This is a genomic window from Granulicella sp. L46 (assembly GCF_009765785.1).
Lineage (GTDB): Bacteria > Acidobacteriota > Terriglobia > Terriglobales > Acidobacteriaceae > Granulicella.
This window is the reverse complement of record NZ_LMUT01000003.1, coordinates 44,166-67,343: the sequence shown is the minus strand read 5'-3', so window position 1 is coordinate 67,343 and position 23,178 is coordinate 44,166. Positions and strand designations below refer to the sequence as shown.

Annotated in this window: 23 protein-coding genes; 10 read left to right on the top strand and 13 right to left on the bottom strand. The window is 61.0% G+C overall.

All coding sequences use genetic code 11. The features are described 5' to 3' along the window. The first annotated feature begins 11 nt into the window (after nucleotides 1-11). Complete coding sequence (locus GSQ80_RS01205; protein ID WP_158785693.1) at nucleotides 12-635, top strand: DUF4019 domain-containing protein; 624 nt, start codon at nucleotides 12-14, stop codon at nucleotides 633-635. Between the two features lie 10 nt (nucleotides 636-645). Then, nucleotides 646-2,490 (top strand): ABC-F family ATP-binding cassette domain-containing protein, encoded by a 1,845-nt coding sequence (locus GSQ80_RS01200; protein ID WP_158785692.1) that lies wholly within the window; start codon nucleotides 646-648, stop codon nucleotides 2,488-2,490. A gap of 18 nt (nucleotides 2,491-2,508) precedes the next feature. Here GSQ80_RS01200 and GSQ80_RS01195 read toward each other — a convergent pair whose 3' ends face one another. The 7 genes from GSQ80_RS01195 to GSQ80_RS01165 form a co-directional block, all read right to left on the bottom strand. After that, nucleotides 2,509-3,783, bottom strand: coding sequence for an amidohydrolase family protein (locus GSQ80_RS01195; RefSeq protein ID WP_158785691.1), 1,275 nt, complete (start codon nucleotides 3,781-3,783; stop codon nucleotides 2,509-2,511). 48 nt (nucleotides 3,784-3,831) lie between these two features. Beyond that, nucleotides 3,832-4,344 carry a DinB family protein gene (locus tag GSQ80_RS01190; protein WP_158785690.1) on the bottom strand — a complete coding sequence of 171 codons (513 nt, stop codon included), beginning with the start codon at nucleotides 4,342-4,344 and terminating at the stop codon, nucleotides 3,832-3,834. A 25-nt stretch (nucleotides 4,345-4,369) separates the two neighbouring features. Then, entirely contained in the window at nucleotides 4,370-5,146 is a 777-nt protein-coding gene (locus tag GSQ80_RS01185) for an enoyl-ACP reductase (protein ID WP_158785689.1), read from the bottom strand. An 87-nt stretch (nucleotides 5,147-5,233) separates the two neighbouring features. Further along, a complete protein-coding gene (locus GSQ80_RS01180) occupies nucleotides 5,234-5,620 on the bottom strand; it encodes an EVE domain-containing protein (RefSeq protein ID WP_158785688.1) in 387 nt (128 codons plus the stop codon). A gap of 13 nt (nucleotides 5,621-5,633) precedes the next feature. Next, a complete protein-coding gene (gene murI, locus GSQ80_RS01175) occupies nucleotides 5,634-6,491 on the bottom strand; it encodes a glutamate racemase (protein WP_158785687.1) in 858 nt (285 codons plus the stop codon). Beyond that, nucleotides 6,492-7,220 (bottom strand): GerMN domain-containing protein, encoded by a 729-nt coding sequence (locus GSQ80_RS01170; protein ID WP_158785686.1) that lies wholly within the window; start codon nucleotides 7,218-7,220, stop codon nucleotides 6,492-6,494. It lies immediately after the preceding gene. Beyond that, nucleotides 7,217-8,107, bottom strand: a complete 891-nt coding sequence (locus GSQ80_RS01165) for an N-acetylmuramoyl-L-alanine amidase (RefSeq protein ID WP_158785685.1) — start codon at nucleotides 8,105-8,107, stop codon at nucleotides 7,217-7,219. The genes GSQ80_RS01170 and GSQ80_RS01165 overlap by 4 nt, the downstream gene beginning before the upstream one ends. 189 nt (nucleotides 8,108-8,296) lie before the next feature. Here GSQ80_RS01165 and ruvC point away from each other — a divergent pair, with 189 nt between their 5' ends. Further along, on the top strand, nucleotides 8,297-8,800 hold the full coding sequence (ruvC, locus tag GSQ80_RS01160) for a crossover junction endodeoxyribonuclease RuvC (protein WP_158786192.1): 504 nt from the start codon (nucleotides 8,297-8,299) through the stop codon (nucleotides 8,798-8,800). Here ruvC and rsmA read toward each other — a convergent pair. From rsmA to uvrC, 4 genes are all read right to left on the bottom strand, one after another. Then, nucleotides 8,797-9,615 carry a 16S rRNA (adenine(1518)-N(6)/adenine(1519)-N(6))-dimethyltransferase RsmA gene (gene rsmA / locus GSQ80_RS01155; RefSeq protein ID WP_158785684.1) on the bottom strand — a complete coding sequence of 273 codons (819 nt, stop codon included), beginning with the start codon at nucleotides 9,613-9,615 and terminating at the stop codon, nucleotides 8,797-8,799. The genes ruvC and rsmA overlap by 4 nt on opposite strands. Beyond that, on the bottom strand, nucleotides 9,602-11,002 hold the full coding sequence (locus GSQ80_RS01150; protein WP_158785683.1) for an APC family permease: 1,401 nt from the start codon (nucleotides 11,000-11,002) through the stop codon (nucleotides 9,602-9,604). Before GSQ80_RS01150 ends, rsmA begins: the two co-directional genes overlap by 14 nt. Nucleotides 11,003-11,045: 43 nt before the next feature. Beyond that, a complete protein-coding gene (locus GSQ80_RS01145) occupies nucleotides 11,046-12,653 on the bottom strand; it encodes a glycosyltransferase family 39 protein (RefSeq protein WP_158785682.1) in 1,608 nt (535 codons plus the stop codon). Between the two features lie 62 nt (nucleotides 12,654-12,715). Next, complete coding sequence (gene uvrC, locus GSQ80_RS01140) at nucleotides 12,716-14,743, bottom strand: excinuclease ABC subunit UvrC (protein WP_158785681.1); 2,028 nt, start codon at nucleotides 14,741-14,743, stop codon at nucleotides 12,716-12,718. Nucleotides 14,744-14,821: 78 nt separating this feature from the next. On the opposite strand from uvrC, the gene mazG reads away from it, so the two are divergent. The 3 genes from mazG (at nucleotide 14,822) to menC (ending at nucleotide 17,652) form a co-directional block, all read left to right on the top strand. Beyond that, entirely contained in the window at nucleotides 14,822-15,664 is an 843-nt protein-coding gene (mazG, locus tag GSQ80_RS01135; protein WP_158785680.1) for a nucleoside triphosphate pyrophosphohydrolase, read from the top strand. Beyond that, nucleotides 15,661-16,449 carry a GNAT family N-acetyltransferase gene (locus GSQ80_RS01130; protein ID WP_158785679.1) on the top strand — a complete coding sequence of 263 codons (789 nt, stop codon included), beginning with the start codon at nucleotides 15,661-15,663 and terminating at the stop codon, nucleotides 16,447-16,449. The genes mazG and GSQ80_RS01130 overlap by 4 nt, the downstream gene beginning before the upstream one ends. A gap of 75 nt (nucleotides 16,450-16,524) precedes the next feature. Further along, complete coding sequence (menC, locus tag GSQ80_RS01125) at nucleotides 16,525-17,652, top strand: o-succinylbenzoate synthase (protein ID WP_158785678.1); 1,128 nt, start codon at nucleotides 16,525-16,527, stop codon at nucleotides 17,650-17,652. Here the strand turns inward: menC and GSQ80_RS01120 are convergent, their stop codons facing one another. Continuing rightward, nucleotides 17,653-18,555, bottom strand: coding sequence for a hypothetical protein (locus GSQ80_RS01120; RefSeq protein ID WP_158785677.1), 903 nt, complete (start codon nucleotides 18,553-18,555; stop codon nucleotides 17,653-17,655). 177 nt (nucleotides 18,556-18,732) lie between these two features. Here GSQ80_RS01120 and GSQ80_RS01115 point away from each other — a divergent pair, with 177 nt between their 5' ends. Together GSQ80_RS01115 and GSQ80_RS01110 are read left to right on the top strand one after the other, a co-directional pair. Further along, the gene (locus GSQ80_RS01115; RefSeq protein WP_158785676.1) at nucleotides 18,733-19,107 is read left to right on the top strand and encodes a polymer-forming cytoskeletal protein; all 375 of its coding nucleotides are present in this window, start codon (nucleotides 18,733-18,735) and stop codon (nucleotides 19,105-19,107) included. 27 nt (nucleotides 19,108-19,134) lie between these two features. Next, the gene (locus tag GSQ80_RS01110; protein WP_216850076.1) at nucleotides 19,135-19,773 is read left to right on the top strand and encodes a class I SAM-dependent methyltransferase; all 639 of its coding nucleotides are present in this window, start codon (nucleotides 19,135-19,137) and stop codon (nucleotides 19,771-19,773) included. Nucleotides 19,774-19,851: 78 nt separating this feature from the next. Here the strand turns inward: GSQ80_RS01110 and GSQ80_RS01105 are convergent, their stop codons facing one another. Beyond that, nucleotides 19,852-20,160, bottom strand: a complete 309-nt coding sequence (locus tag GSQ80_RS01105) for a hypothetical protein (RefSeq protein ID WP_158785675.1) — start codon at nucleotides 20,158-20,160, stop codon at nucleotides 19,852-19,854. 226 nt (nucleotides 20,161-20,386) lie between these two features. Between GSQ80_RS01105 and lnt the strand changes: the two genes are divergently transcribed. Both lnt and prfB read left to right on the top strand, forming a co-directional pair. After that, the gene (gene lnt, locus GSQ80_RS01100; RefSeq protein WP_371315669.1) at nucleotides 20,387-21,973 is read left to right on the top strand and encodes an apolipoprotein N-acyltransferase; all 1,587 of its coding nucleotides are present in this window, start codon (nucleotides 20,387-20,389) and stop codon (nucleotides 21,971-21,973) included. 4 nt (nucleotides 21,974-21,977) lie between these two features. After that, nucleotides 21,978-23,109, top strand: a protein-coding gene (gene prfB, locus GSQ80_RS01095) for a peptide chain release factor 2 (RefSeq protein WP_158785673.1) whose coding sequence is annotated in 2 segments (ribosomal slippage) — nucleotides 21,978-22,046 and nucleotides 22,048-23,109 — 1,131 coding nt in all. Because the reading frame shifts where the segments join, the coding sequence is not laid out codon by codon here. The last annotated feature ends 69 nt before the right edge of the window (nucleotides 23,110-23,178 follow it).

The window sequence follows — 23,178 nt, the reverse complement described above, 5'->3', positions numbered from 1 at the left end:
GAGGGATGCGAATGAACGAAATCAATCCCGGGCAGCAGCAGCAACCAGCCGTTCCGAAGGAAGCCGCACCCGCTTGGCCTCCGCGCCCGTTCATTCCTCCTCCTCCACCCATGGTCCTCGAACCTGTCCCAGCCTGGAAGTGGGCTGCTGCAAGCATCCTGGTCCTGGCCTTGGCTGGAGGGTCAGTTGCCTTCGTTAAATGGTCCCACGCGCAGTCGCATAAAGCTGAAGCGGCTGTAACCGCTCTCCATCAAAAGATGATGGTCGCGGACGATGCAGGTATCTTCGCCAACTCCGATGCAACCTACAGAGAAACAATCACTGCCGAGACATCCAATGGCATGTTTGATAACGTTCGGACGCGGCTAGGTGCCCCTCGCTCTTCAACCCAGACCGATAGCGACGATTCCATGGACGAGACGATGGGAAGTTTCTTGACGCTCCACTATTCCACCGTATTCGACAAGGGTTCAGGGAACGAAACCATCTGTCTCCACAATGTCGATGGAGTGTGGAAGCTGGCCGCCTACAACGTAGAGTCGCCATTGCTGCGAACGAACAAGCCGACATTCCGATTGAACGTAAAACCGAGCCTCCAGTACCCCCCACAGCGCACACCCATCGCAAACCAGTAAACTGGGTGTGATGCCACCAATTCTCAATGCACAAGGCGTGTCCAAGCGTTTCGGCGCCACGCCTCTCTTCGAAAAAATTTCCTTTGCAGTAAACGAGGGCGACCGGATCGGCCTCATCGGCCCCAATGGCGCCGGAAAGTCCACGCTTTTGGCCGTGCTGGCCGGCGAAGTCGAGCCCGACTCCGGCGAGGTCTCCGTGCGCCGCCGCGCGCGCATCGGCTACGTCCGCCAGATCTCCGAGTATGCCGCAGGCATGACCGTCCGCAGCGTGATGGAAGCCGCCCTCGAGCGCGCCAGCGTCCCCGCCAACGAACGCGAGCAGCGCCTGCGCGAGACCCTCGGCCGCGCCGGATTTGCCGATGACGGAACCGATACCTCGATCCGTATGGATGCCGAGGCGGCCAGCCTGTCGGGTGGCTGGAGGAAGCGGCTGGCGATTGCAGAAGCCATGGTCACCGAACCCGATGTGCTCCTGCTCGACGAGCCGACCAATCACCTAGATCTCGAAGGCATTGAATGGCTCGAAGGTGTACTCCGCAGCGCACGGTTTGCCTGCGTCGTGGTCTCGCACGATCGCTACTTCCTCGAGAACGTCGCCAGCGAGGTCGTCGAACTAAGCCGCGTTTACGCCGAGGGCGTGCTGCGTGTGCGCGGAACCTACTCAAAATTTCTCGAAGGCCGCGAGCTCTACGTCGAAGCTCAGAGCAAAATGCAGGAAGGCCTGCGCAACCGCGTCAAGACGGAGATTGAGTGGCTGCGTCGCGGTCCCAAAGCCCGCGCCACCAAGGCAAAAGCGCGCATTGATAACGCGCACGAGCTCATCGGCAAGCTCGCGGATGTTGATTCGCGCACCCGTACATCGAGCGCCGGCATCGAGTTCAACGCAACCGAGCGCCAGACCAAGCGGCTCATCGAGTTTGAAGATGTCAGCATCTCGCTGGGCGGCCGAGAGATCGTCGGCGGCGTCAGCTTCAACGTCACCAACGGCATGAAACTAGGCCTCGTCGGCCCCAACGGCAGCGGCAAGACGACCATTCTGCGCGCCATGTCGGGCGAAATCCCTGCGACCAAGGGCACGATCAAACGCGCCAACGGCCTGCGCATCGTGTACTTCTCGCAACTGCGCGAGATCGACCCCACACTCACGCTGCGCCGCGCCCTCGCGCCCGACTCCGACTCAGTCGTCTACCAGGATCGCGTAGTGCACGTCGCCAGCTATGCCGCAAAGTTTCTCTTCACCGGCGACCAGCTCAACCAGCCCGTCGAACGCCTCAGCGGCGGCGAGCGCGGCCGTGTGCTGATCGCGCGCCTCATGTTGCAGCCGGCCGATGTCCTCATGCTCGACGAACCCACCAACGACCTCGACATTCCCACGCTCGAAATCCTCGAAGAGGCGCTGCTCGAGTTCAAGGGAGCGCTCGTGTTAGTCACGCACGATCGCTATATGCTCGATCGTGTCTCCAACATTGTGCTTGGCCTCGACGGCCACGCCCACGCGCGCGTCTTCGCGGATTACTCGCAGTGGGAAGAGTGGAAGGGCGTCGAGCAGGGCTACGTGGCGAACCAGCAGGCTGCAGCCAACAGCTCGCAGCGCGCCTCGGCTACATCCAGCGCACCGCCAACGCCGGGCAAGAAGAAGCTCTCCTACCTGGAGCAGCGCGAATTCGACGGCATCGAAGAACGCGTCGACAAAGCCGATGCACGCATGGCCGCCGCGCACGATCGCCTCGACGACAACGCCGTCGTCACCGACCCTGCCGCGCTCACCGAGGCACTCGCCGAAATGGAAGCCGCGCAGGCCGAGCACGATGCCGTCTACCAGCGCTGGGCCGAACTGACGGAGAAGGCTGGCTAGCAGCTAGGCGCGGCTAGCCTAATCCTTGCGCAGCACCTCGCCGTTCTTCATCACGAAGACGGCCTTCTTCAACACGCCAATATCGTCCAGCGGATTGCCGGGAACTGCGATCACATCCGCATAAAAGCCCGGCTTTAGCTGCCCAATTTCGTCAGCCCACCGCAGCAGTCGTGCCCCATTGATCAGGTCTGCGCGCAGCACATCCGCTGGCGGCATGCCAAACTTCACCATCAACTCGAGCTCACGCGCCTGTGTTCCATGCGGAAACGGCCCCACATCCGATCCCACCGCAAACGGCACGCCCGCCGCCATCTGCTTCTTGAACTGCTTCGCGTGGTAAGCAAGTTCGCGGCGATCTTCCGAGCCATCCCCGCGCTGTGGATGGTCAGCGAAATACTCAACAACAGCAAACGTAGGCACGGCGTAAATCTGCTTCTCGCGCATGATCTTCATCGTCGCCGGCGAAAGGTTGTAAGCGTGATCGATAGCGGCCACACCAGCCTCCGCCGCATACGAAGCCCCCGGCTCACCGGTGCAATGCACTCCCACAAACGAGCCCGTACGATCGGCCTCTGCGACCGCCGCGGCAAGCTGCGCTTCAGTGTATTGATAAGGCGTCGTGAAGGTATCGCCTTCGAGACGGTCTCGCCCCGTCTCGTAAATTTTGGTGAAGTCGGCCCCACCCTTACGCTGCTCACGCATCACCGCAACAATCTGGTCGGCGGAGTTCGCATAGTCGGCGTTCGAGAGCACTTGTTGGGCAGGATTGAATCCAATGGCGTCTTCATGCCCGCCCACGATGTCGATCGCGTTGCACGAAACGCGCATGCGCGGACCAGGAATCAGGCCGCTGCTGATCGCATCGCGCACAGCAACATCGGCGCACCCAGCTCCCTCTGTCCCCATGTCGCGCTCCGCGGTGAAGCCGGCCATCACATCGGCCTTCGCGGCAGCCGCAGCCTGTAGGGTTCGCTGCGGCACGGACTCCTCGACCGTCTGCAGACCTTCGTTGCCGGGGTGGAGGAAGAGATGAGTGTGCACGTCGATGAGGCCAGGCATCAGCGTCGTATCGCCGAGGTCGATCACCACAGCCCCGACTGGCCGCGTGACATGGGAACCTACCTCGCGAATCCGCTCACCTTCCACCAGTACTTCGCCCGGCGAAAGAACCTTGCCCGCGGCGACATCGAGAATGCGAGCCGCGTGTAGAACAGTGACGTGAGTTTCAGGCTGCTGCGCCGCCGTGGCGAACGTGCAGCCCGCGAGAGCGACGGTCAGAATTGAAAGTCTCATGGTGCAAGAAGAATACTGCAAACCGCCGCGAAGGTCAGCGATTACGCATTACTTCGGCGCCCACTGCTCGTCCGCCGACGGCCCATACAGCGCAGGCACGGGAATCTCGTTGAGCCGCAGATACACGCCCAGCTGTGCCGTGTGATGGATCAGGTGATTGAAGAACATCAGCCGGTAGGTCTTGGAGCGCGAGACATTGGAGATCATGTGCTCACCAAAGGAGAAGGGCCAAAGCTTCGCCAGGTCTTCATCGCTGGCGGCGGCCACCGCGGCGCGACATTTGGCCGCAGACTCATCCAGGCGCTCAAGGCAAAGCTCGCGCGACTCGAATACCAGGGGCGCATGCGGGCGCTTGGAGTTCGCCATGTCCATGCCCTCGTCTTCGAGAATGTAATAGCCAAACAACGGCATAGTTGCGCAGTGCATGGCCAGCTTGCCCAGCTTCATCGACTTATCGTGCGGCACCCAGTCCGGCTTGTCGTCGGGCACACGCTCCAGCGTGCGGCGGGTGTTAGAGATCTCAACATCAAAGTCTTCGAGCAATAATTCAGCGGTGGTCACCTCTGAGCTCCTTTGAATCCATGCATTAAATTCCGGTGATGCTGAACCCGCAATCCACGAACGTCACGCCGCCGGTCATGCCGCTGGCGAGGTCGCTGGCCAGGAACAGCGCCACCTTGCCAACCTCCTGCTGCTCGATATTCCGATGCAGTGGGGCGCGCGCTGTGACAGCGTCCAGGATGGTCGCAAAGTCGCTAACCCCGCGGGCGGCAAGCGTCTTGATGGGCCCAGCCGAGATCGCATTCACGCGAATCCCCTTAGAACCCAGCGACGCCGCAAGGTATCGCACCGTGGCCTCGAGCGCCGCCTTCGCTACGCCCATCACGTTGTAGTTCGGAAAAACCTTGGTGCTGCCGTAGTAAGTCAACGTCATGATCGATCCACCCTCAGTCATCAGCGGAGCGGCCGCGCGCGCGATCGCAATCAGGGAATAAACGCTGACATCATGCGCAATGCGGAACTCTTCGCGCTTGGTCATCAGGAAATCGTTCTTCAGAGCGTCCTGCGGAGCGAAGGCCACCGAATGTACCACCGTGTGGATGACCGGAAACGCTTCGGCGATCTGCGCAAAGGCAGCATCAATCTGCTCGTCGACCGAGACGTCGCACTGAATCGCGCGCGCCGTGCCCTTCTGTCCAAGAGCTTCAATCAGCTCCTCCGACTCTTCACGCAACCTCTCGCTCTGGTAGCACAGCACCAGGGTGGCCCCCGCCTCGGACAGCTTTTCTGCGATGGCATACGCGATGCTGCGCTTGTTGGCGAGGCCAAACACCACAGCCACTTTGCCCTTCATATCGATCATGCTGAAAACTCCTGCCGTGCTGGTAAATCAAATCAACCGACGCTAAGAATAGCAGTTTGAGGTGAACTCTGGCTGTGCAGAGCCCTCTCAGCCGTGAACCAGCCAGTCGAATTGCTCCTCAGACAGCGGCACGACCGATAAGCGAAACTGGCGGAACAATATCGAGCCCAGAAACACCCCGGCATGGCGAATTTCGGTCAGCGGCTTTTCGCGCTTCAGACGCTTACCCGCCTTCAACCGCACGATGGGCGTCTTGGGGTCGTCGGGATCGGTCGTCACCGAGATAACCTTCGCTGTCCCAACGGCGGCTTTACCAACGTTGGAGTGGTAGATCACACACTGCTCCCCGGGCTTCATGTTGCGCAGCGTGATCAGCGCCTGCGGGTTTTTGATTCCATCCCACTTCGTTTCGCCATCACGCAGCAGGTCGTCAAAGGAGTACTTGTCGGGTTCAGATTTCAGAAGATAGTGCATCGTTCCAACCAGTCTATCCGCCCAGGTCGAGATGATGCACGTGCGCAATCGGTTGGTGGAGAAACAAGCTGCCAAGTCGTTGAAATTTCTCCACCGAATCCGTGGCATAGCATTCAAAACTGAGAGAGGTTTCCGGTGAATTCCTCCCGGCAGCCACGTCGAGCGCCGCAGCCGCAGCCTCCGCCGTCGCCTCGGCCGAATCAATCACCACCGCATCTGATCCCAGCTCCCGCAGCGTCGTTTCAATGGCTCCCGCGATCAGTGGATAATGCGTGCAGCCCAGCAGCACGGCCTCTGGCTTGCACTTCGCCAACGCTTCCGACAAGTAGATGCGCAGCACCTCGCGCGTGACCTCATGATCGGTCCAGCCCTCTTCCACCAACGGCACCAGCAGCGGGCACGCCACCTCAATCGCCCGCAATCCGACAGCCTCACATGCCGCATGGTAGGCATGCGATTGCACGGTCGCCGCCGTAGCCAGCACCAGCACCTCGGCACCCGCGCCGACGGCCCTCTTCGCAGCATGGGCTCCAGGCTCAATCACACCCAGCACCGGCACGCTCACCGCGCGGCGAATATCTTCGAGCGCTAGCGCCGTCGCCGTGTTGCAGGCGATCACCAGGTACTCGCAGCCACGCTGCTCCAGAAAGCGCGCACTCTCCACCGCGTAGCGCGCAATCGTCGCCTGCGACTTCGCCCCGTAGGGCAGCCGCGCCGTGTCGCCCAGGTAGAGGTAATTCGCCGACGGGATCTTCGACAGCAGCGCGCGCAACACCGTCAGCCCGCCAAAACCGGAGTCGAACACCCCAACCATCGGACCTGGATTCGCCGTCGTCTGCGCAACATTTTGTTTTCCGCCAGCAGGGTTCATTCAGTTCGATCGTCCTTGACTTGCAGCACTTCCGCTGGAGGTCGTATCGACGGCAGGGTAGGTCCGCAGCAGGTCTGCATGCCCCGCCAGCGTCTCGCGAGCCTGCCCGTCCACCAGGAAGCGCACCTGCTCAATCTGCGGAAGATTGGCATGCAGCGTTCCCAGGATTGAGCGCAGCGTCAGCGATTCCACCTCCACGCCGGACGGATGCTGATTCACAAACGTACTATGCAGATCGATCACGGCGAGTTCTCCGCCCGGCTGCTTCGCCTGCACCGGATCGGGATCGCTCTGGGCCACCGGTACGGTCGCTCGGAACCCGCCATCCTTCGTCGCCGACGACGTGGAATCGGTCGTATACCCCACCAACGGCAAAGGTACCAGGAACACTTCCGCGACCGCCGCGCCCGGTGGCAGAGCATGCGCCGAGCCGGGCAGCGCGTACTCCGCGATCAGGTGATCGATCAACGCCCGCGCCCGTGCATTGGGATCCTCTGGCAGGGCTATCTGGCGTGAGGCCGGCGCGATCGATCCGTCCCCATCATTCGCAAGATCCAGCGTTACGGTCTCGGCCATCGCGGTTGGCGCGTCAAGGGGCGTCTGATCGTCGTCAGCGAGTGCCGCAATCCGCTGGCGCCCGCGCTGCCGCTCCACGGCCAGCAGCACGCCCATGCCCACAATGCACACGACCAGGCACCAGAACACGATTCGTTGATGGCGTTGGATCATGGCTGTGCCCCCGCAGCGTCGCTCGGCGTCGCCTGTACAACGGTTGCGCTTGGTGCCGCTGCGAGCCGCGCCGGCGGCTGCACCTGGTTCTGCCAGGACACCAACTCCCCGGCAATCGTCAGCGCTACCCGCTGCTGATAGTCCGTGTCATTGATGCTGTCGGCGTCGTCTCCCGAAGGCGCAAGCTCCACCACCAGCGCCGGGCAGGTCAGCGAATCGATCGGACGCACCGACGCGTTGCTCGCGATCAGCGCCAATCCGGAACGCGAAAACGCGGCGGCCATCTGATTCGCCAGCAATTGGCTCTGCGGGATCCACGCCGCCTGCGCGGTCAGCCATGGAACCACCGTAGGCTGGCCCTCGCTCGCCCCCAGCTCCGACCGGTAGAGATGCACCCCGCTCCCGCTTGGCGTTGCGTGGAGTACAAGGCATGCCGCCGCATGCGCGTGGTTCGCGATCCCCGCGCGATCATCCAGCGTCATCGCGGAGCCCGCTGCATTTGGAACCGCCGGCGCGTCCGCCTCTCGCGTCATGACCACGGTAAAACCGCGGGCCGTCAGTAGCGATCGCAACCGGAACGCCAGCGCCAGCGTCACATTCTTCTCCACCGTCGTATCGCTGATCTGCGACCCGCTGTCGACGCCCCCATGCGCCGGATCGAGCACGATCACGGTGCGGTTGATCGGAATGGGCGCCGGAACGGACGGGGAACTCGGTGCGGCATGCCGCACAGGTGTCGCGGCAGGTTTCGATGGCGCTGTAGCCGGTCGTGATGGTGCTGACTTCTGAGCCGGCGGCGCGGCGGCCGGCTCTGCAACCTGCGCGCGCCCCATCGTCGTCATCAGGACGAGCAGGCCGGCAGTAGCAATATGTCGCAAAACGTTCAAGAGAGGTCTTTGGCCTTTGGAAAACTTCGTGCGCTGTCTACTTGCTGCGTCGCGTCGATTGTATCGGTCGCGCCGTCATGTTGCGAATCTCATTATTGCCTGCCTCTATATTCTGAGCAGCTTGCGAGTTAGATGCCACACCGCGCCCTGGCCGTCATGAGAAGCTTTCTACGCTGTAAACTGGTGTGCATGCGGGTCTTCGGCATCGACTGCGGAACGGAGTTCACCGGCTACGGTGTGGTGGAGGTCGACGACACCGCGCGTATCCCAAAGCTCCGTCCCCTCTGCGCCGGCGCCGTTCGCCTGAACAAGAAGGACCGCGCCCCCGTCCGCCTGCTCCAGGTCTACGTCGAACTCTCCGCCCTACTCCAACTCTGGCAGCCTGAGGTAGTCGCCATCGAAGAAGTCTTCTTCTCGGCCAACGCCAAGAGCGCGCTCAAGCTCGGCCAGGTCCGCGGCGTCGCCATGCTGGCCGCCGCCAACTGTGGCCTGCTCGTTGCCGAATATGCTCCACTCACCATCAAAAGCTCCGTCGTAGGCTATGGCCTCGCCGCCAAGGAGCAGGTGCAGTTCATGGTCGCGCGCCTGCTCGACCTCGAGGAGGCGCCCAAGCCCGCCGACGCCGCCGACGCCCTCGCCATCGCCATCTGCCACATCCACCACGCGCAAACCGCGGAGCACATGCGCCGCTAGCGGGCTTCGGTCGCCCTGGCCGCTTCCAGCGCTCGATACAGCCCCGCCATTGCCTCCAGCGACACCGCCTCCGACCGCGCCTGCAGCGCAATCGTCTCTGGCCACGCGGCCGTTAGCTCCGCAGGAGAATATCCTGCCGCCCGCAGATTATTCGCCAGCGTCTTCCGCTTCTGCGCAAAGCTCGCCCGCAGAAACCGGTTGAAGCCCTCGAACTCAACCCCAAGCTCGGCAAAGCGTGGCGCAAACTCCATCCGCAACACAGTCGAGAACACATCCGGCGGCGGCGAAAACGCGCTCGGCGGCAGCGTAAACAGGTTTGTCACCCGCGCGTGCATCTGCGTCACCGCCGACAGCGCCCCGTACTCGCTCGACCCCGGCCCCGCAGCAATTCTCTCCGCCACCTCGCGCTGCATCATCACCACGGCACGCCCCACCACGCCTTCACGCGCCGCGCCAAACAGGTGCAGCAAAATATCCGACGTAATGTAGTAAGGCAGATTTCCCACCACGTCCAGCGATGCCTCTTCTCCCAGCATTGTCTTCAAATCCGTCGCCAGAATATCCGCGTGGTGAACGGTGACGTGGTCATCGTTGCGAAACCGGAACGCCAACTCCCGCGCCAGCGCTGGATCAAACTCAATGCAGTGCAACCGCCGGCAACGCGCCGCAAGCAACTCCGTGATCGCCCCATGCCCAGGCCCGATCTCGACCACAGTCCGCGCGCTCGCATCTCCAAGCGCCTCGGCGATATGCAAACAGGCGTTCTCGTCCACCAAGAAATTCTGTCCCAGCTTCGGTTTTTTATTTGAAGACATAATCAGAAGCCTTATCGCCCGGAGCCTTACTCCGTTGAAAAAGATAATGCACCGGCACGCCGCACAAAATCACCAGCGCCCCCGCAGTCGATTCGCGCGGCCGGTCCATGAAGCTGAACACCAGCAGCACCAGCGCCGCCAGAATAAACAGTGCCGGAACTACAGGATATCCGGTCACACGATAACGCCGGATCGCATCCGGCTCGCGCGCCCGAAACACAAACACCGTCGCCGCCGTGAGCGCGTAGAAAAACCATTCCGAAAAGATCGCCAGCGAGAACAGCGCTTGAAATTTTCCAATCGCCAACAGCAGCAGGGAACTGAGCACCGCCTGCAGCAGCAGGCTCACCCATGGCGTCTTGAAGCGTGGATGGATCTGCCCCAGCACCGACGGAAACAGTCGGTCGCGAGCCGCCGCGAATGGCACCCTCGCCCCTGAAAGCGAGCTACCCACAAACGTTGCGCAGATGCTCACCGCCATCCCCACAGCCACCAATCCCGCCCCAAGATTTCCCGCCACTAATTGCAACGCATCGGTAGCCGGCCGGTCAGTCGCAGCAATCGCAGCCGAGGGCAGAACGTACTGAATCGCCGCGTTCGTCAACATGTACAGCGCACCCACAATCGTCACGCCGCCAATCAGCGCCACCGGCAACGAACGTTGCGGCTTCTGCACCTCGCCCGCCATCTGCGACACATCCGACCAGCCGTCATAGGCCCACAGCGCGGCAATCAGCGCGATCATGAACCCCGCAAACCCTCCCCGCGCGCCACGAAACTCCGAACCAAAGTTGTGCCAGTCGCCATACTTCACACTCGCAAAACAAAGCCCCGCGATGACCACGATCATCACCACCTTCAGCCACGTGAGCAGTGTCTGCACCTGTGCCGAATCCCGCGTACTTACGATATTCAACCCGGTAATCAGCCACGTCGCAGCAATCGCCATCACTTGGCTCCACATCAGGTGCCCCACCGCGGCCCGATCCAGAAACGCGAACACCGGAAACGTTCCCAACACCCGCATCAGTCCCGCAGCGATCGTCGCGATCGAAGCCGGCTTCGCAATCATCGTCCACGTCCACGTATAAAGAAACGCTGTCAGCGGACCGTAGGCATCATGTAAGAACGCATATTCGCCGCCCACCCGCGGCCGCATCGCGGCGACCTCCGCATAACTCATCGCACCAAACAGCGAAAGCAGTCCGCCGGTAATCCACACCGCGTAGACCATCCGCGAGCTGCCCACCGCGGCCATCATCTCGCGCGGAACCAGGAAGATTCCCGACCCAATAATGATGCCCACCACAATCGCCAGCGCGTTCGTCGCCGTCAATACGCGCGGCAGTTCCTCGTGCGATCGTCCCTGTGCAACCCCGGAGGCCATTGCAGGGAGACTATCAGAGCCTCACCGCTTTCGCCGTCGCCGCCTAGAAGTAAAACCGCTCATCAGCCCAATCAAAGTGCGACGACGGCTTTCGCGAGCGCAAGAGATAGATGTTCTTATGCTCAAACGGCATTGCATACGGTTCGTCCATTCGACCCACGACCTCAACCGACTCATACTTCTGCGCAACTTCTTGCGGAGTATCCTCGATCACCGCAATCACGACATTCGTATCACACCCATGTGTGCCCCAAAGCCAGTAATTATTCTGTCCACTCAGAGCCGGCGGCAGATTCAAACCCTCGCGCTGCCCCAGAAAATCAATCGCCCCGGCCTCACCATAGTTGTTTGCGAAGATGCATACATGCTGCTGTTGCTCAGGCGTCAGCGACCGATACGTCCTCGCCACAATATCAACCTCCTGCTGCCAGCCAAAACGGTCCGCATAAAACTGCGGCAGCGGCCCCGTCGCGAAAGTCTCCATCTTGTCGCCATGCAGATGCAGCGCCGTCGTATACCGCACCCACGCGTCCGGTCGCAGCACCGGAGAGGCCATCGGCAGAATGATCAGGCTTGTTACCAGCAACACGGTCTCGAACACAGGAAACCCAATTACCCGGTTTTCCTTTACCGAGCGCAACCCCGCAAACCGCCGCTCCCACGCGATCCCACCAGCGGCAAACATGGCCGGATAGATCCCCGCAAGGTAGTAATCCTTCGCGTGCATCGCGAACATCAGCGCATAAAACAAAACATACGTCAGCCCCAACCAGCGCCCATCGCGTATCGACTTCGCACGCAGCAGCGACACCACGCCCGCAATCCAGATCAGCGCATTCACCGGTTGCATGGTCGCAAACTGCGCCAGAAAAAACTGCACCGGTCCCAGCACAATATTCTTGTGACGCACCTGGCCATTGTGGAGAAACTCCAGCGTGGGCCAATGATTGTGAATCTGCCAAAGCACATGCGGCGAGACAATCGCACCTATCAGTGCAATCGCCACCAAGGTCCATCGCGAGAACAGCACCCACCGCTGCTTCGTCAGCAACAATCCCAATCCAAGCGTCACCAAGAAGAAGGTCATCGACGGCTTGTTGAGAAGTCCCACACCCGCCGCAACACCGAACACCACCCACCACGTCCTCAACGAAAATCCGCGCAGCATCAGAATGACCGCAAGCACGCAGGTCATCCAGAACATCGGCTCGAACGAGTTCATCGAGAGAAACCCGTGCACGCCGATGTACTGCGGGCAGACGATCACGCCAAACATCGCCAGTGCCTGTGCTGGCCGCCGCCCACCCAGCGCCCAGGCAATCACACCAGTCAGAAACACCATCGCCGAACCCGCGGCTGCCGACAGCACTCGAATCCCGAACACCGAATCACCAAACAGCAACTCACCAAGCCGAGCCTGCAGCGCCACAATCGGTCCGTGATCCACGTAGCCCCACGCCAGGTGTCGCCCGCACGCAATGTAGTAGAACTCGTCGCGGAAGTAACCGTAGCCAAGATGCAGCGTCCAGAGCGTCAGCGCAAACTGCAGCAAGAGTTTCGCTGCAGCAAAGATCGCAGCCAGGCGCAGCGTATCGCGCAGGGTTAAGTCCGCAGGTCGAATGACAGTGGTATGTGCGGTAGCAGTAGTCATGGTTATCGCTAAGAGTACGCGCCCGAAAACAGGAAAGTTCCTGCCACGCACGAAATTTCCAGCTACGCTACCGTAATCCTGACCAGATCATCCTGCGAATCCGGCCCATCCTGCTCGGCAAAGAACTTGCGAATCTTCTCCGCCGTCGCCTTATTCACCACCGCCGTCAGCGCATCAGGATTCTTCTCCGCCGTCTGCTTCAACGCGCGCACGCTGCCAAAGTGTTCCAGCAGCCGCTGCCGCGTGATAGCGCCCACTCCCGGAATCTCATCCAGCTCGCTCGTCCGATCACGCATCTGCCGCCGCTTGCGGTGATACGTCACGGCGAACCGGTGACTCTCATCGCGAATCTTCTGGATCACATGGAGCACGGGCGAACGTCGGTCGAGCACAACCGGCTCATCCTCCTGCCCATGCACATAAATAATTTCCTCGCGCTTCGCAATCGAAGCCAGCGGCTGCGTCATCAGCCCAATCTCCTCCAGCGCCGCCGCAGCAGCATGCAGCTGCCCAATCCCCCCGTCGATCAGCACCAGCGAAGGCATCGGCTTGTTGTCCTCCTGCAGCCGCAGATAACGCCGATGAATGATCTCGCGCATCGACGCAAAGTCATCCACGCCCGTCACCGTCTTCACCTGGAACTTGCGATAATCCGATTTCTTCATCGCGCCCTTTTCCCACACCACCATCGACGCCACCGTGTCCGCGCCCTGGATATGCGAGATGTCGAAGCACTCAATCCGCTCCGGCGGCTCCGCCAGCATTAACACATCCTGCAGTGCTTCCTGCATCTTCTGAATGCTCGGCTTCAGCACGCGGAACCGCTGGTCGTAAGACTGCTTTGCATTCTGACAAACCAAATCCACCAACGACCGCCGTTCGCCACGCTGCGGTGCCGCAATCTCAATCTTGTGCCCAATCTTCTCCCGCAGTGCATCCGCGAGCAGCGCCCGATCCGCAAAATCTACCGGCACATAAATATGTTTCGGCACATACGACTGGTCGAGATACAGCTGCTTCAGCAGGGCAGAGAAAAACGTCGCCGCGGAGAACACAGGCGGCTGCACCTCATCCATCGGCTCCAGCACCGAAACCTGCTCCGACTCTGGGCTGGCCTCATCAATCTGCGGCGCGACCACACGCGGATCCGGCTCCAGCGACGGCTCAACTTCCGCCTCCTCTGCAGGCGACAACTCCGGCGCGGAAAACTCCATCGCCCGAAAGTCCGGCAACTCTTCCCAGAACATCTCGCGCCGATCAACGATCTTTCCACCGCGCATATGAAAAAGATTGACCGCCAGCATGTCGTTCTCGTAGTGGAAGCCAAACACGTCGGCGTCCTCATCGTCGGTCCCGGCAATCCGCTGCCGATCCTGCGCCTGGCTGATCGTAATCAGCTGGTCCCGCAGCTTTGCCGCCAGCTCAAACTGCATATTCTCCGCGGCCCGCTCCATGCGCTCAGTCAGCCGAGCCTCCAACTCACTCGGCTTGCCCTCAAGAAATAACTGCACATCCCGAATCGCCTGCGCGTAGTCCTCAGTCGAAACGAATCCCTCGACGCAAGGCCCCAGGCAGCGCTTGATGTAGTACTGCAAACAAGCCCGCGGATGATAGCGATTCAAGTCCACCTTGCAGCTCGGAATCAGAAAGCTGCGATGAATCACATCGACCAGCCGCCACGCGAGATTTCCCGGAAAATAAGGCCCGAAATAAGCGCTGCCATCCTTGCGCAGCCGCCGCGTCACAAACACCTTTGGATGCTTATCCCCCAGCGTCAGCTTGATGTACGGATAGGTCTTGTCGTCGCGCAGTAGAATGTTGAATCGCGGCTTGCGCTGCTTGATTAGATTATTTTCCAGCGCCAGCGCCTCGCGCTCGTTGGCCACAGTAATGTATTCCAGGTCCACGGCCTCGCGCATCAACGATCCCGTCTTCGCGTTGGCCAGCTGGTTCGCGGCCAGAAAGTATGATCTGACCCGAGCGCGCAGGTTCTTCGCCTTTCCGACGTAGATCACCTCGCCCTCTGCATTCTTGTAGAGGTAGCAACCCGCGCCGGTCGGCAATGTCCGGATTTTTTCTGAGAGATCCATCCGCATCTTCCAGTTTAGAGCGTCCGCGCCATCCTCGCTGTTGATCCCCGCCCGCACGACTCGGGTAAGCTTATGTGCATGGATTCCATCCACAAAATCGAAGGGGAAGAGGCCCAGGCGCCGGCTGCCGAGGCCCTCCAGCGCGCCGCCGCCATCATGGCCCGCCTGCGTGCGCCCGGCGGCTGCCCCTGGGACCGCGAGCAGACCTTCGACACCATCAAGCGCCACACCCTCGAAGAGACTTACGAGGTCTTCGACGCCATCGAGCGCCGCGCCTGGCCCGACCTGAAGGACGAGCTAGGCGACCTCCTCCTGCAAGTCCTCTTTTACGCGCAAATGGCCGCCGAGGCCGGCTACTTCGACCTCCGCGACGTCGCTGAAAACCTCAGCGCCAAGCTAGTTCGCCGCCATCCCCACATCTTCGCCAGCACCGTCGCCACGGACTCCGACGCAGTCCTCCGCAACTGGGAGCAGATCAAAGTCGAAGAGAAAAAATTCAAGCCCGCCGCTACTTCACTGCTCGACGACATCCCCCGCTCCATGCCCGCGACCCTCGAAGCCTCCAAGCTAGGCTCCCGCGCCGCGAAGGTTGGTTTCGATTGGCCCAATGCCGACGGCCTCTTCGATAAGCTCGCCGAAGAAACCGCCGAGCTCCACGCCGAGATCGCCCGAGCTGACACCGACAAGATCGAAGCCGAGTTCGGCGACCTACTCTTCACCACCATGAACCTCGCGCGCCATCTCAACGTCGACGCCGAGTCTGCACTGCGCCGCAGCAACGCCAAATTCCGCGCCCGCTTCGCCTCCATGGAGCGCGCAAGTGGGGGCGCCGATCAGCTCAAAGCTCTGTCCCCCGACCAGCTCGAGCGCCTCTGGTCGCAAGCCAAATCTGAAGCACCACCAGCGGAGACCACCGATTGAACGAAGCCCCAAATTCCGCGCCCATCCGCATCCAGTCCTTCACCTCACTCGAGCAGTTCGACCAGTGCGTCGCCCTCGAAGAAGCGGTCTGGGGCTACGATCCCGCCGACATGATTCCGCGCCGCATGTTCCTGCTAGCCTCGCGCATCGGCGGACAGGTCATGGGCGCGTTCCTCGGCGAAAGCCCCACCGCTGTCGGCTTCGCCATGGCTCTCCCCGCCTTCCGCAACGGCCACGCGTACCTGCATTCGCACATGGTTGGAGTCATCCCCGAGGTTCGCAATCAGGGCATCGCGCGAGCCCTCAAGCTAGCCCAGCGCGACGACGCACTCGCCCGCGGCTTCGACCTCATGGAGTGGACCTTCGATCCGACCGAGATCAAAAACGCCTACATTAACATCGCCAAACTCGGCGCCATCGTTCGCCGATACCAGCGCAACTTCTATGGTCCCTCCAGCTCGCCGCTGCAGGGTGGCCTCCCGACAGATCGGGTCTATGCCGAGTGGTGGCTGCGCTCCAACCGTGTAGCCCGAGCCCTCAGCAGTGAGCCCCAACCCTTCGACATCGTAGAGCGCGTCGACGTCCCCTCCGAGATCTACACCTGGAAGGCCTCGCCCCCCGCTGACACCACTGCTCGCGCCGCCGCGCGCGACCTTCAGGCCCGCAACGCCCAAGCCCTCGAATCCGCCTTCGCCAACGGCCTCTCCGTCCTCGGCTACCAGCGCAACGACCGCGGCGACGGCCAATTCCAACTAGGCCGCTGGGACGAAACCTTTGCCTACTAGCCACCAAAGAACCTAGAAACTGAGAACTGACAACTAAGAACTGACAACTAAGAACTGAAAACCCCGGAGCCTCTCATGAAGATCGAAGCCATCCACCTTCGCGAAATCCAGATGCCGCTCGCCCACCCCTTCGAGACCAGCTTCGGCGTCACCACCGGGCGCCGCATCCTGCTCGTCGAGATCGAAGCCGACGGCCTCTCCGCCTGGGGCGAGTGCGTCGCCGGCGAGCACCCATACTTCTCCGACGAGCAAGTCGACACCGCCTGGCTCATCACCGAACACGAGCTAGCACCGCGCCTCCTCAACGCCGAAATCGCCTCCGGTCGCGACTGTCCCGCACTCTTCGAGCAGGTTCGCGGCCACCGCATGGCCAAGGCCGCGCTCGAAAACGCCGTCTGGGATCTCGACGCCCAGCAGCAGGGAATCCCCCTCGCAAAGCTCCTCGGGGGCACCCGCGACATCATCCCCTGCGGCGTCTCCATCGGCATCCAGCCCACGCCCGAGCAGCTGATGGACGCCGTCGCAAAGGAAGTCGCCGCCGGCTACCAGCGCATCAAGCTAAAGTGCAAACCCGGTTGGGATTCAGAGATCTTCGCCATGGTCCGCGAGCGCTGGCCGAACATCCTGCTCAGCTGCGACGCCAACTCCGCCTACCGCCTCGACGACGCCGGCCACATCGCCAGCTGGGATCAGTTCAATCTCCTCATGATCGAGCAGCCGCTCTGGTACGACGATTTCTACTTCCACGCTCAACTCCAGCGCCGCATCAACACCCGCATCTGTCTCGACGAGTGCATTCGCAACCGCCGCGACGCACACGCAGCCCTCGAGCTCGGCAGCGGCAAGATCATCAACATCAAGGTAGGTCGCGTCGGCGGCTTCACCGAAGCCCTCGCCATCCACGACATCGCCCAGGAGTTCGGCATCCCCGTCTGGTGCGGCGGTATGCTCGAGACCGGCATCGGCCGCGCCCACAACATTGCTCTCTCGTCGCTGCCGAACTTCTCGCTGCCCGGCGACGTCTCCGCGTCCAAACGCTATTGGTCTCAGGACATCATCGAGCCCGAAGTCACCGTCAGCCCCACTGGCACCATCACCGTTCCCACCACGCCCGGCAATGGATTCACCGTGCGCCCCGATCGCATTGGGCGCCTCACCGTCCGCAGCCGCACCCTCCACCGCGGCCAGCCCATCGCGAGCTAACTACTTCGTAGCCACCGGCATCGCGAGCAGCATCCGTATGCCGTCCTGGTACGAGAGCAGCGACGGCATCGGACGGAAGTCCCACGACGTGATCACCGTGTTCTCCGGATAATTCTTCACCATCAACACCCGCGCCGTCACGTGCTCGTCCAGGTGCGAATACACCCAGTGGTCGTCGCCTACATTTACCTGATCCAAGGCCAGCGTTCCGCCCGGATAGATCTTCGCCAAAATTCCAAAGCCCATGTTCACAGGCCGCAGCACACGCGCTTCAATCCGCGACAGCGTACGAGTTCGTGGGTCAATCCACACGCGGCCTTCCAAACCCGTGAGGCATTCAGCAAACATCGTCGGCGGATGAAAGCTCGGATTCGGACGGAAATCAAGCACCACCTCACCCTGTGAACCCTTGAGCTGCGGCTGGCCCGGCGCATAGCTGTAAAGCATCGCCTCCGGCATCAGCCCCACCACCTTGATCACCGACTCCCGCGTCTCCAGATCTTTGCGGTGATGCCGGTAGAAATCATCCGGCGATGAAATCAGGTCATTCAAACGCTCACGTTCGTCCGCGTCCTCCGCCGCAGTAATCGGCTGGCCGTCCCGCTCCACCAGTCGCCCCACGTTCCCGTCGCGACTCGCAATAATCTCGCGCGTCAGATCGCCCTTCGCCCCCACCCTGCGCTGTCGATAGCGCAGTGGCAGCTTGTCCGACGACTCAATCACCTTGATCTCATTGCGGATCGCATCCTGGGCCCAGGATAGCGGCGTGCCCGCCGGCAGTTCCGTGGCTGACATCATCGTCGGCGGTTCCACCTGCGCGGGAGTCTGCGCGCTCGCCGCCGCCGCACCGGCAAGCACGCAAACACCGGTCGCCCACGCAACGCGGAGCCTCAAACTAACCATTGGTCGAGCCATCAAAAGGGGTGCCCCAAGCCAAGATTCTGCCTCACTTTGGCGTTAGACGCAAGATTCATCTCCCCCGTCAGTTGTGTGCTCGCGCCCTGCTTGGTTTATAGTCGGGCTTATTACCCGGGATGCGACACAACCACGCTCCCTCGGCCGCGGAGAGGCCTTTATCAAATGATTCCAACCGAAGGTGCAACTGTCATTGGCCGCGAAACCAAATTTCGCGGTGAGATTTCGGGCTCTACTGATCTGATCATCGATGGCGAAGTCGACGGGACCATCCGGCTCACTGGCGCCAAGCTCACCGTGCGCCCCGATGGCCGCGTCAAGGCCACCATCTCGGCCCAGGATGTCGCCATTGCCGGCAAGGTGGAAGGCGAAGTCCGCGCTACCGGCCGTGTCGAACTACGCGACGGCGCTGTCGTTCTGGGTGATGTTTGCGCAAAGAGCCTGTCCATCGAAGACGGAGCCACCCTGCGCGGCGGTGTTGATCCCACCCGCGCTGCCGAACCCTTCCCGCCCAGCCCAACACACGGTGGGAATGCCTGAGGCGTCCCTGCGCCGGAGATCTTAGCAATGTTTGACTTTCTGAAGAAAGGGCACGGTTCTTCCGCTCACCCCTCCGTGCGGCCACCTCGTCATTCCCGCGGGTGGATCGAGGTGCGCAATTATCTCGACAAGACTTCCTCGCTCCGTGTTCTCGACTTCGGTACCACTTCACCCTCGAATATCAACTACCTCACCTCCCGCGGCCATAGCGTCTATATGGCCAACATCGTTCAGGATGCGACCCGCCCCGAGTGGATCAAGCCGCCAGCCGACTCTCCCGACGCCGACCCCGTCTTCGACACCGAGGGATTCATCGCCGCCAACCTCGACTTCTCCGGGCGTGACTTCGACGTCATTCTTCTTTGGGATACGGCGAACTTTCTTCCACCCGAGTTCGTGCCTGCGCTCTTCGACCGCCTGCGCAAAGTGCTTCGCCCCGATGGCATGATCCTGGCCTTCTTCCACGGACGTCTCGAAGGTCCCGAGACTGCCTTCGCCCGTTTTCAGCTGACTGACGCCGACGAACTGATCGCACTCGATAGTGGGTCGTTTCCCGTTCGCAAGGTCTATCAGCCACGCCAGATAGAAAATTTCCTAGAAGGCTACACCAGCACGCGATTCTTTCTCGGCAAGGATAATGTCCGCGAAGTCATAGCCGTGCGCTAAAGCATCCATCCAGCGAACGAGAAAAAGGAGCTAGATTCTAGCTCCTTTTTCTTTTCTCCAAACTCGATGAACCCAAGGCTACTTCTTCGCCGGCGCTTCTTTCTTAGGCGCCGCTTCCTTCTTCACCGCTTTGCGCCGCTCGGCCCACCGACGCTTCATCGCGTCTGCAATTCGCTTGCGCCCTTCAGGGCTCAGGTTGCGCTTACGAGCCTTAGGCTTTGCGGTATTCACTGCCGCTGCCTTCGCTGCATTGGTGCTTCCCTTGGGCCGTCCACGCTGCGGCTTCGCCACCACGGCGCTATCATCCAGATCCATCAGCACCGCGCGTGCCTTTTGAAGCGACGCAATCTTTGCATCAATCTCTGCAACTATCTTACGAACGTCCATCGGTTACTTCCTTTCCATCGCTGCAGATCTCGGAAATACTCAGGATATGTCCGCAACATAGAGAATTCTATAGGTGCGTTTCGTGTCCGGCAAATAAATCGAATCTATCTTCTTCGCATGCTTCTCCCGATACCTTCGAACCCTATGCGAAATAAAGATGAATTCCTCTCGCGGCTATTGCCCGCGACAACCAACGCGGCGAGATCACGATGCTAGACTCGTAGCGATGCGATCGATTCCGCTGCGGCTATGGGCTTTAGCTCTTTTATCCGCAATCCTGCAGGTCCTTCCGTTTTCTATCGCTGGCCCTTTGCCTCTCTGGCGCAGAATATTTTGCTGGTTCTGCCTGGTCCCACTTCTATCTGCGTTGCTAGCTCTCAATCGCGAAGGCAAACCATTGCGCGTGCGCAATGCAGCGCTTCTCGCCTATTTTTCCGGGGTGCTCTGGTATGCGGGAAATTGTTATTGGATCTACCGCACAATGCATCTCTATGGAAATATTCCCTCCATTCCATCCTTTGGCATCCTGATTCTTTTTTCGCTCTACTTAGGTCTTTATCCCGCGCTCTTCGGAACCCTCGTCGCCGCGCTGCATGCGAAATATTCCCGCAACCTCGTTCTGCTTGCCGTTCCGTTCCTATGGGTGGCCGTCGAGTTAGCTCGAGCCCGCATCACCGGCTTTCCCTGGGACCTGCTCGGTTACACGCAAGTCAATAACCTCACCCTCACTCGACTAGCGCCCTGGACCGGCGTCATGGGAATCTCCTTCGTCATCGCCGCAGTCAACGCCCTCTGGCTCATCCGTCCAGCAACCACGCGCCTGAAGTACCTACCCCCCGTCCTCGCAGCCCTCCTCGTCGCCATCGCAACCGTCGCAGTAGCGCATCAACCCCGCGCCTTTCTTGAGGGAACCGAGGCCGTCGCCACCCTCCTCCAGGAAAATCTAGGCGTAGGTGCTGAGGCCGTCGGCAACAAAGAAACCAAGCAAGACATGCTAGCCGCCTTCTCGCAACTTAGCCTGCATCCGTCCAACGAACTCCACCCCGCCCACAAGCCCTCCGAAATCATCATTTGGCCCGAAGCCCCTGCCGACTTCATCGACACCGACCCACTCTTGCGGCAATCCATCAGCGACCTCGCCCGCCAGGCCAACGCCGCTGTCATCGTCAACGATGTCACCGTGGCTTCCTACGATGGCAACCACCCCAAGCTCTATAATTCCGCCAGCTTTTTTCAACCCGATGGCACCTACGCCGGCCGTTACGACAAGATGCACCTCGTCCCCTTCGGCGAATACACACCCTACAAGCCGCTCTTCTTCTTTGTAGGTGACCTATTGGACGACCTACTCTTTATTCCCGGCACCCACCGCTCCGTATTTTCCGTTGGCGATAAAAAATACGGTGTATTTATCTGTTACGAATCCATCTTCGGAGACGAGTTACGCCACTTCGCCCTCAACGGCGCACAAGTCTTAGTCAATATCTCCGACGACGGCTGGTATGGCGACACCAGCGCCCCCTGGGAACACCTCGACATGGCACGCATGCGCGCCATCGAAAATCACCGCTGGGTCCTCCGCGCCACCAACACCGGCATCACTGCCGCCATCGATCCCCAAGGCCGCATCACCGCCACCATCCCGCGCCACATCCGCACCTCCGTTCAAGTCCCCTTCGGCTACGAAACCGACCTCACGTTCTACAGCCGCTACGGCGACTGGTTCGCCTGGCTCTGCGCCCTCGTGACCTCGCTCTTTCTACTCCTCGGCTTCACCCGCAAAACACCCACAGCACAATCCCAAGTAAACTAAATTCATGTTGAGTGATCTCGAATTTACCTACTCCCCGGTTCGTGAAAAAGTGCGCGAGCTGCGGGAGTATCTTTGACTCCTCCCGCCTCAAGTCTGAATTAGCCGCGGTCGAGCAGCAAATCTCCGACCCATCCGTCTGGGCCGACGCCGCCAAGTCGCAGCCCCTCATGCGCGAGCGCAAGCGCCTCGAAACCCTCCTCGCCGACGACGCCGAACTGGCTCGCCGCTCCGACGACATCGAAGCCTACTTCGAGCTCGCTCGCGAAGGCGAAAACACCGAACCCGACATCGCCCGCGAAATCCCCGCGCTCGTCGAATTCGCCGACGCGCTCGAATCCAAGACCATGCTCTCCGGCGAGACCGACCCTCTCAACGCCATCGTCACCGTGCACCCCGGCGCTGGCGGCACCGAAAGCCAGGACTGGGCCGAGATGCTCATGCGCATGTATATCCGCTGGGCCGAGCGCCAGCGCTTCAAGGTCGAAATCAACGAGATCCAGGATGGTGACGAGGCTGGCATCAAGTCCGCCACCTTCACCATCACCGGTGACTTCGCGTTCGGCCTTCTCTCGGGCGAAACCGGCGTTCATCGCCTCGTACGAATCTCCCCCTTCGACTCCGCCAAGCGCCGCCACACCAGCTTCGCCAGCGTCTTCGTCTCGCCCGAAATCGACGACACCATCGTCATCGACATCAAGCCCGAAGACCTCCGCATCGACACGTATCGCTCCGGCGGCAAGGGTGGCCAGCACGTCAACACCACCGACTCCGCCGTGCGCATCACGCATCTTCCCACCGGCCTCGTCACCGGCTGCCAGAACGAGCGCTCGCAGCACAAGAACAAGGACCGCGCCATGAAGATGATGCGCTCCAAGCTCTACGAGTACGAGCTCGACAAGAAGAAGGCCATTAGCCGCAAGCTCGAAGACTCCAAGCTCGACATCAAGTTCGGCTCGCAGATTCGCAGTTACGTCCTGCAGCCCTACCGCATGGCCAAAGATCTCCGCACCCGCGTCGAAGTCGGCGACGTCGACAAGGTCCTCGACGGCGCGCTTGAGCCCTTCATCCGCGGCTATTTACGCATGCGCAGGGAAGGCGGCGTCCCCGCTCCCATCACCGACGACGACATCGCATGACATCTGTCACGTCGCCGCCTGACAAATAACACTGGCTCCATGAATTGAACTGCCCGACACTCGTAGCAG

Coding starts and splice junctions, on each gene's coding strand:
- GSQ80_RS01205 (WP_158785693.1), top strand. CDS start 12: ATGAACGAAATCAATCCCGGGCAGCAGCAGCAACCAGCCGTTCCGAAG.
- menC (WP_158785678.1), top strand. CDS start 16,525: ATGAAGATCGAAGCCATCCACCTTCGCGAAATCCAGATGCCGCTCGCC.
- GSQ80_RS01200 (WP_158785692.1), top strand. CDS start 646: ATGCCACCAATTCTCAATGCACAAGGCGTGTCCAAGCGTTTCGGCGCC.
- GSQ80_RS01145 (WP_158785682.1), bottom strand. CDS start 12,653: ATGACTACTGCTACCGCACATACCACTGTCATTCGACCTGCGGACTTA.
- mazG (WP_158785680.1), top strand. CDS start 14,822: ATGGATTCCATCCACAAAATCGAAGGGGAAGAGGCCCAGGCGCCGGCT.
- GSQ80_RS01195 (WP_158785691.1), bottom strand. CDS start 3,783: ATGAGACTTTCAATTCTGACCGTCGCTCTCGCGGGCTGCACGTTCGCC.
- GSQ80_RS01150 (WP_158785683.1), bottom strand. CDS start 11,002: ATGGCCTCCGGGGTTGCACAGGGACGATCGCACGAGGAACTGCCGCGC.
- murI (WP_158785687.1), bottom strand. CDS start 6,491: ATGAACCCTGCTGGCGGAAAACAAAATGTTGCGCAGACGACGGCGAAT.
- GSQ80_RS01115 (WP_158785676.1), top strand. CDS start 18,733: ATGATTCCAACCGAAGGTGCAACTGTCATTGGCCGCGAAACCAAATTT.
- rsmA (WP_158785684.1), bottom strand. CDS start 9,615: ATGTCTTCAAATAAAAAACCGAAGCTGGGACAGAATTTCTTGGTGGAC.
- GSQ80_RS01105 (WP_158785675.1), bottom strand. CDS start 20,160: ATGGACGTTCGTAAGATAGTTGCAGAGATTGATGCAAAGATTGCGTCG.
- GSQ80_RS01180 (WP_158785688.1), bottom strand. CDS start 5,620: ATGCACTATCTTCTGAAATCTGAACCCGACAAGTACTCCTTTGACGAC.
- GSQ80_RS01185 (WP_158785689.1), bottom strand. CDS start 5,146: ATGATCGATATGAAGGGCAAAGTGGCTGTGGTGTTTGGCCTCGCCAAC.
- ruvC (WP_158786192.1), top strand. CDS start 8,297: ATGCGGGTCTTCGGCATCGACTGCGGAACGGAGTTCACCGGCTACGGT.
- GSQ80_RS01170 (WP_158785686.1), bottom strand. CDS start 7,220: ATGATCCAACGCCATCAACGAATCGTGTTCTGGTGCCTGGTCGTGTGC.
- GSQ80_RS01120 (WP_158785677.1), bottom strand. CDS start 18,555: ATGGTTAGTTTGAGGCTCCGCGTTGCGTGGGCGACCGGTGTTTGCGTG.
- uvrC (WP_158785681.1), bottom strand. CDS start 14,743: ATGGATCTCTCAGAAAAAATCCGGACATTGCCGACCGGCGCGGGTTGC.
- GSQ80_RS01110 (WP_216850076.1), top strand. CDS start 19,135: ATGTTTGACTTTCTGAAGAAAGGGCACGGTTCTTCCGCTCACCCCTCC.
- lnt (WP_371315669.1), top strand. CDS start 20,387: ATGCGATCGATTCCGCTGCGGCTATGGGCTTTAGCTCTTTTATCCGCA.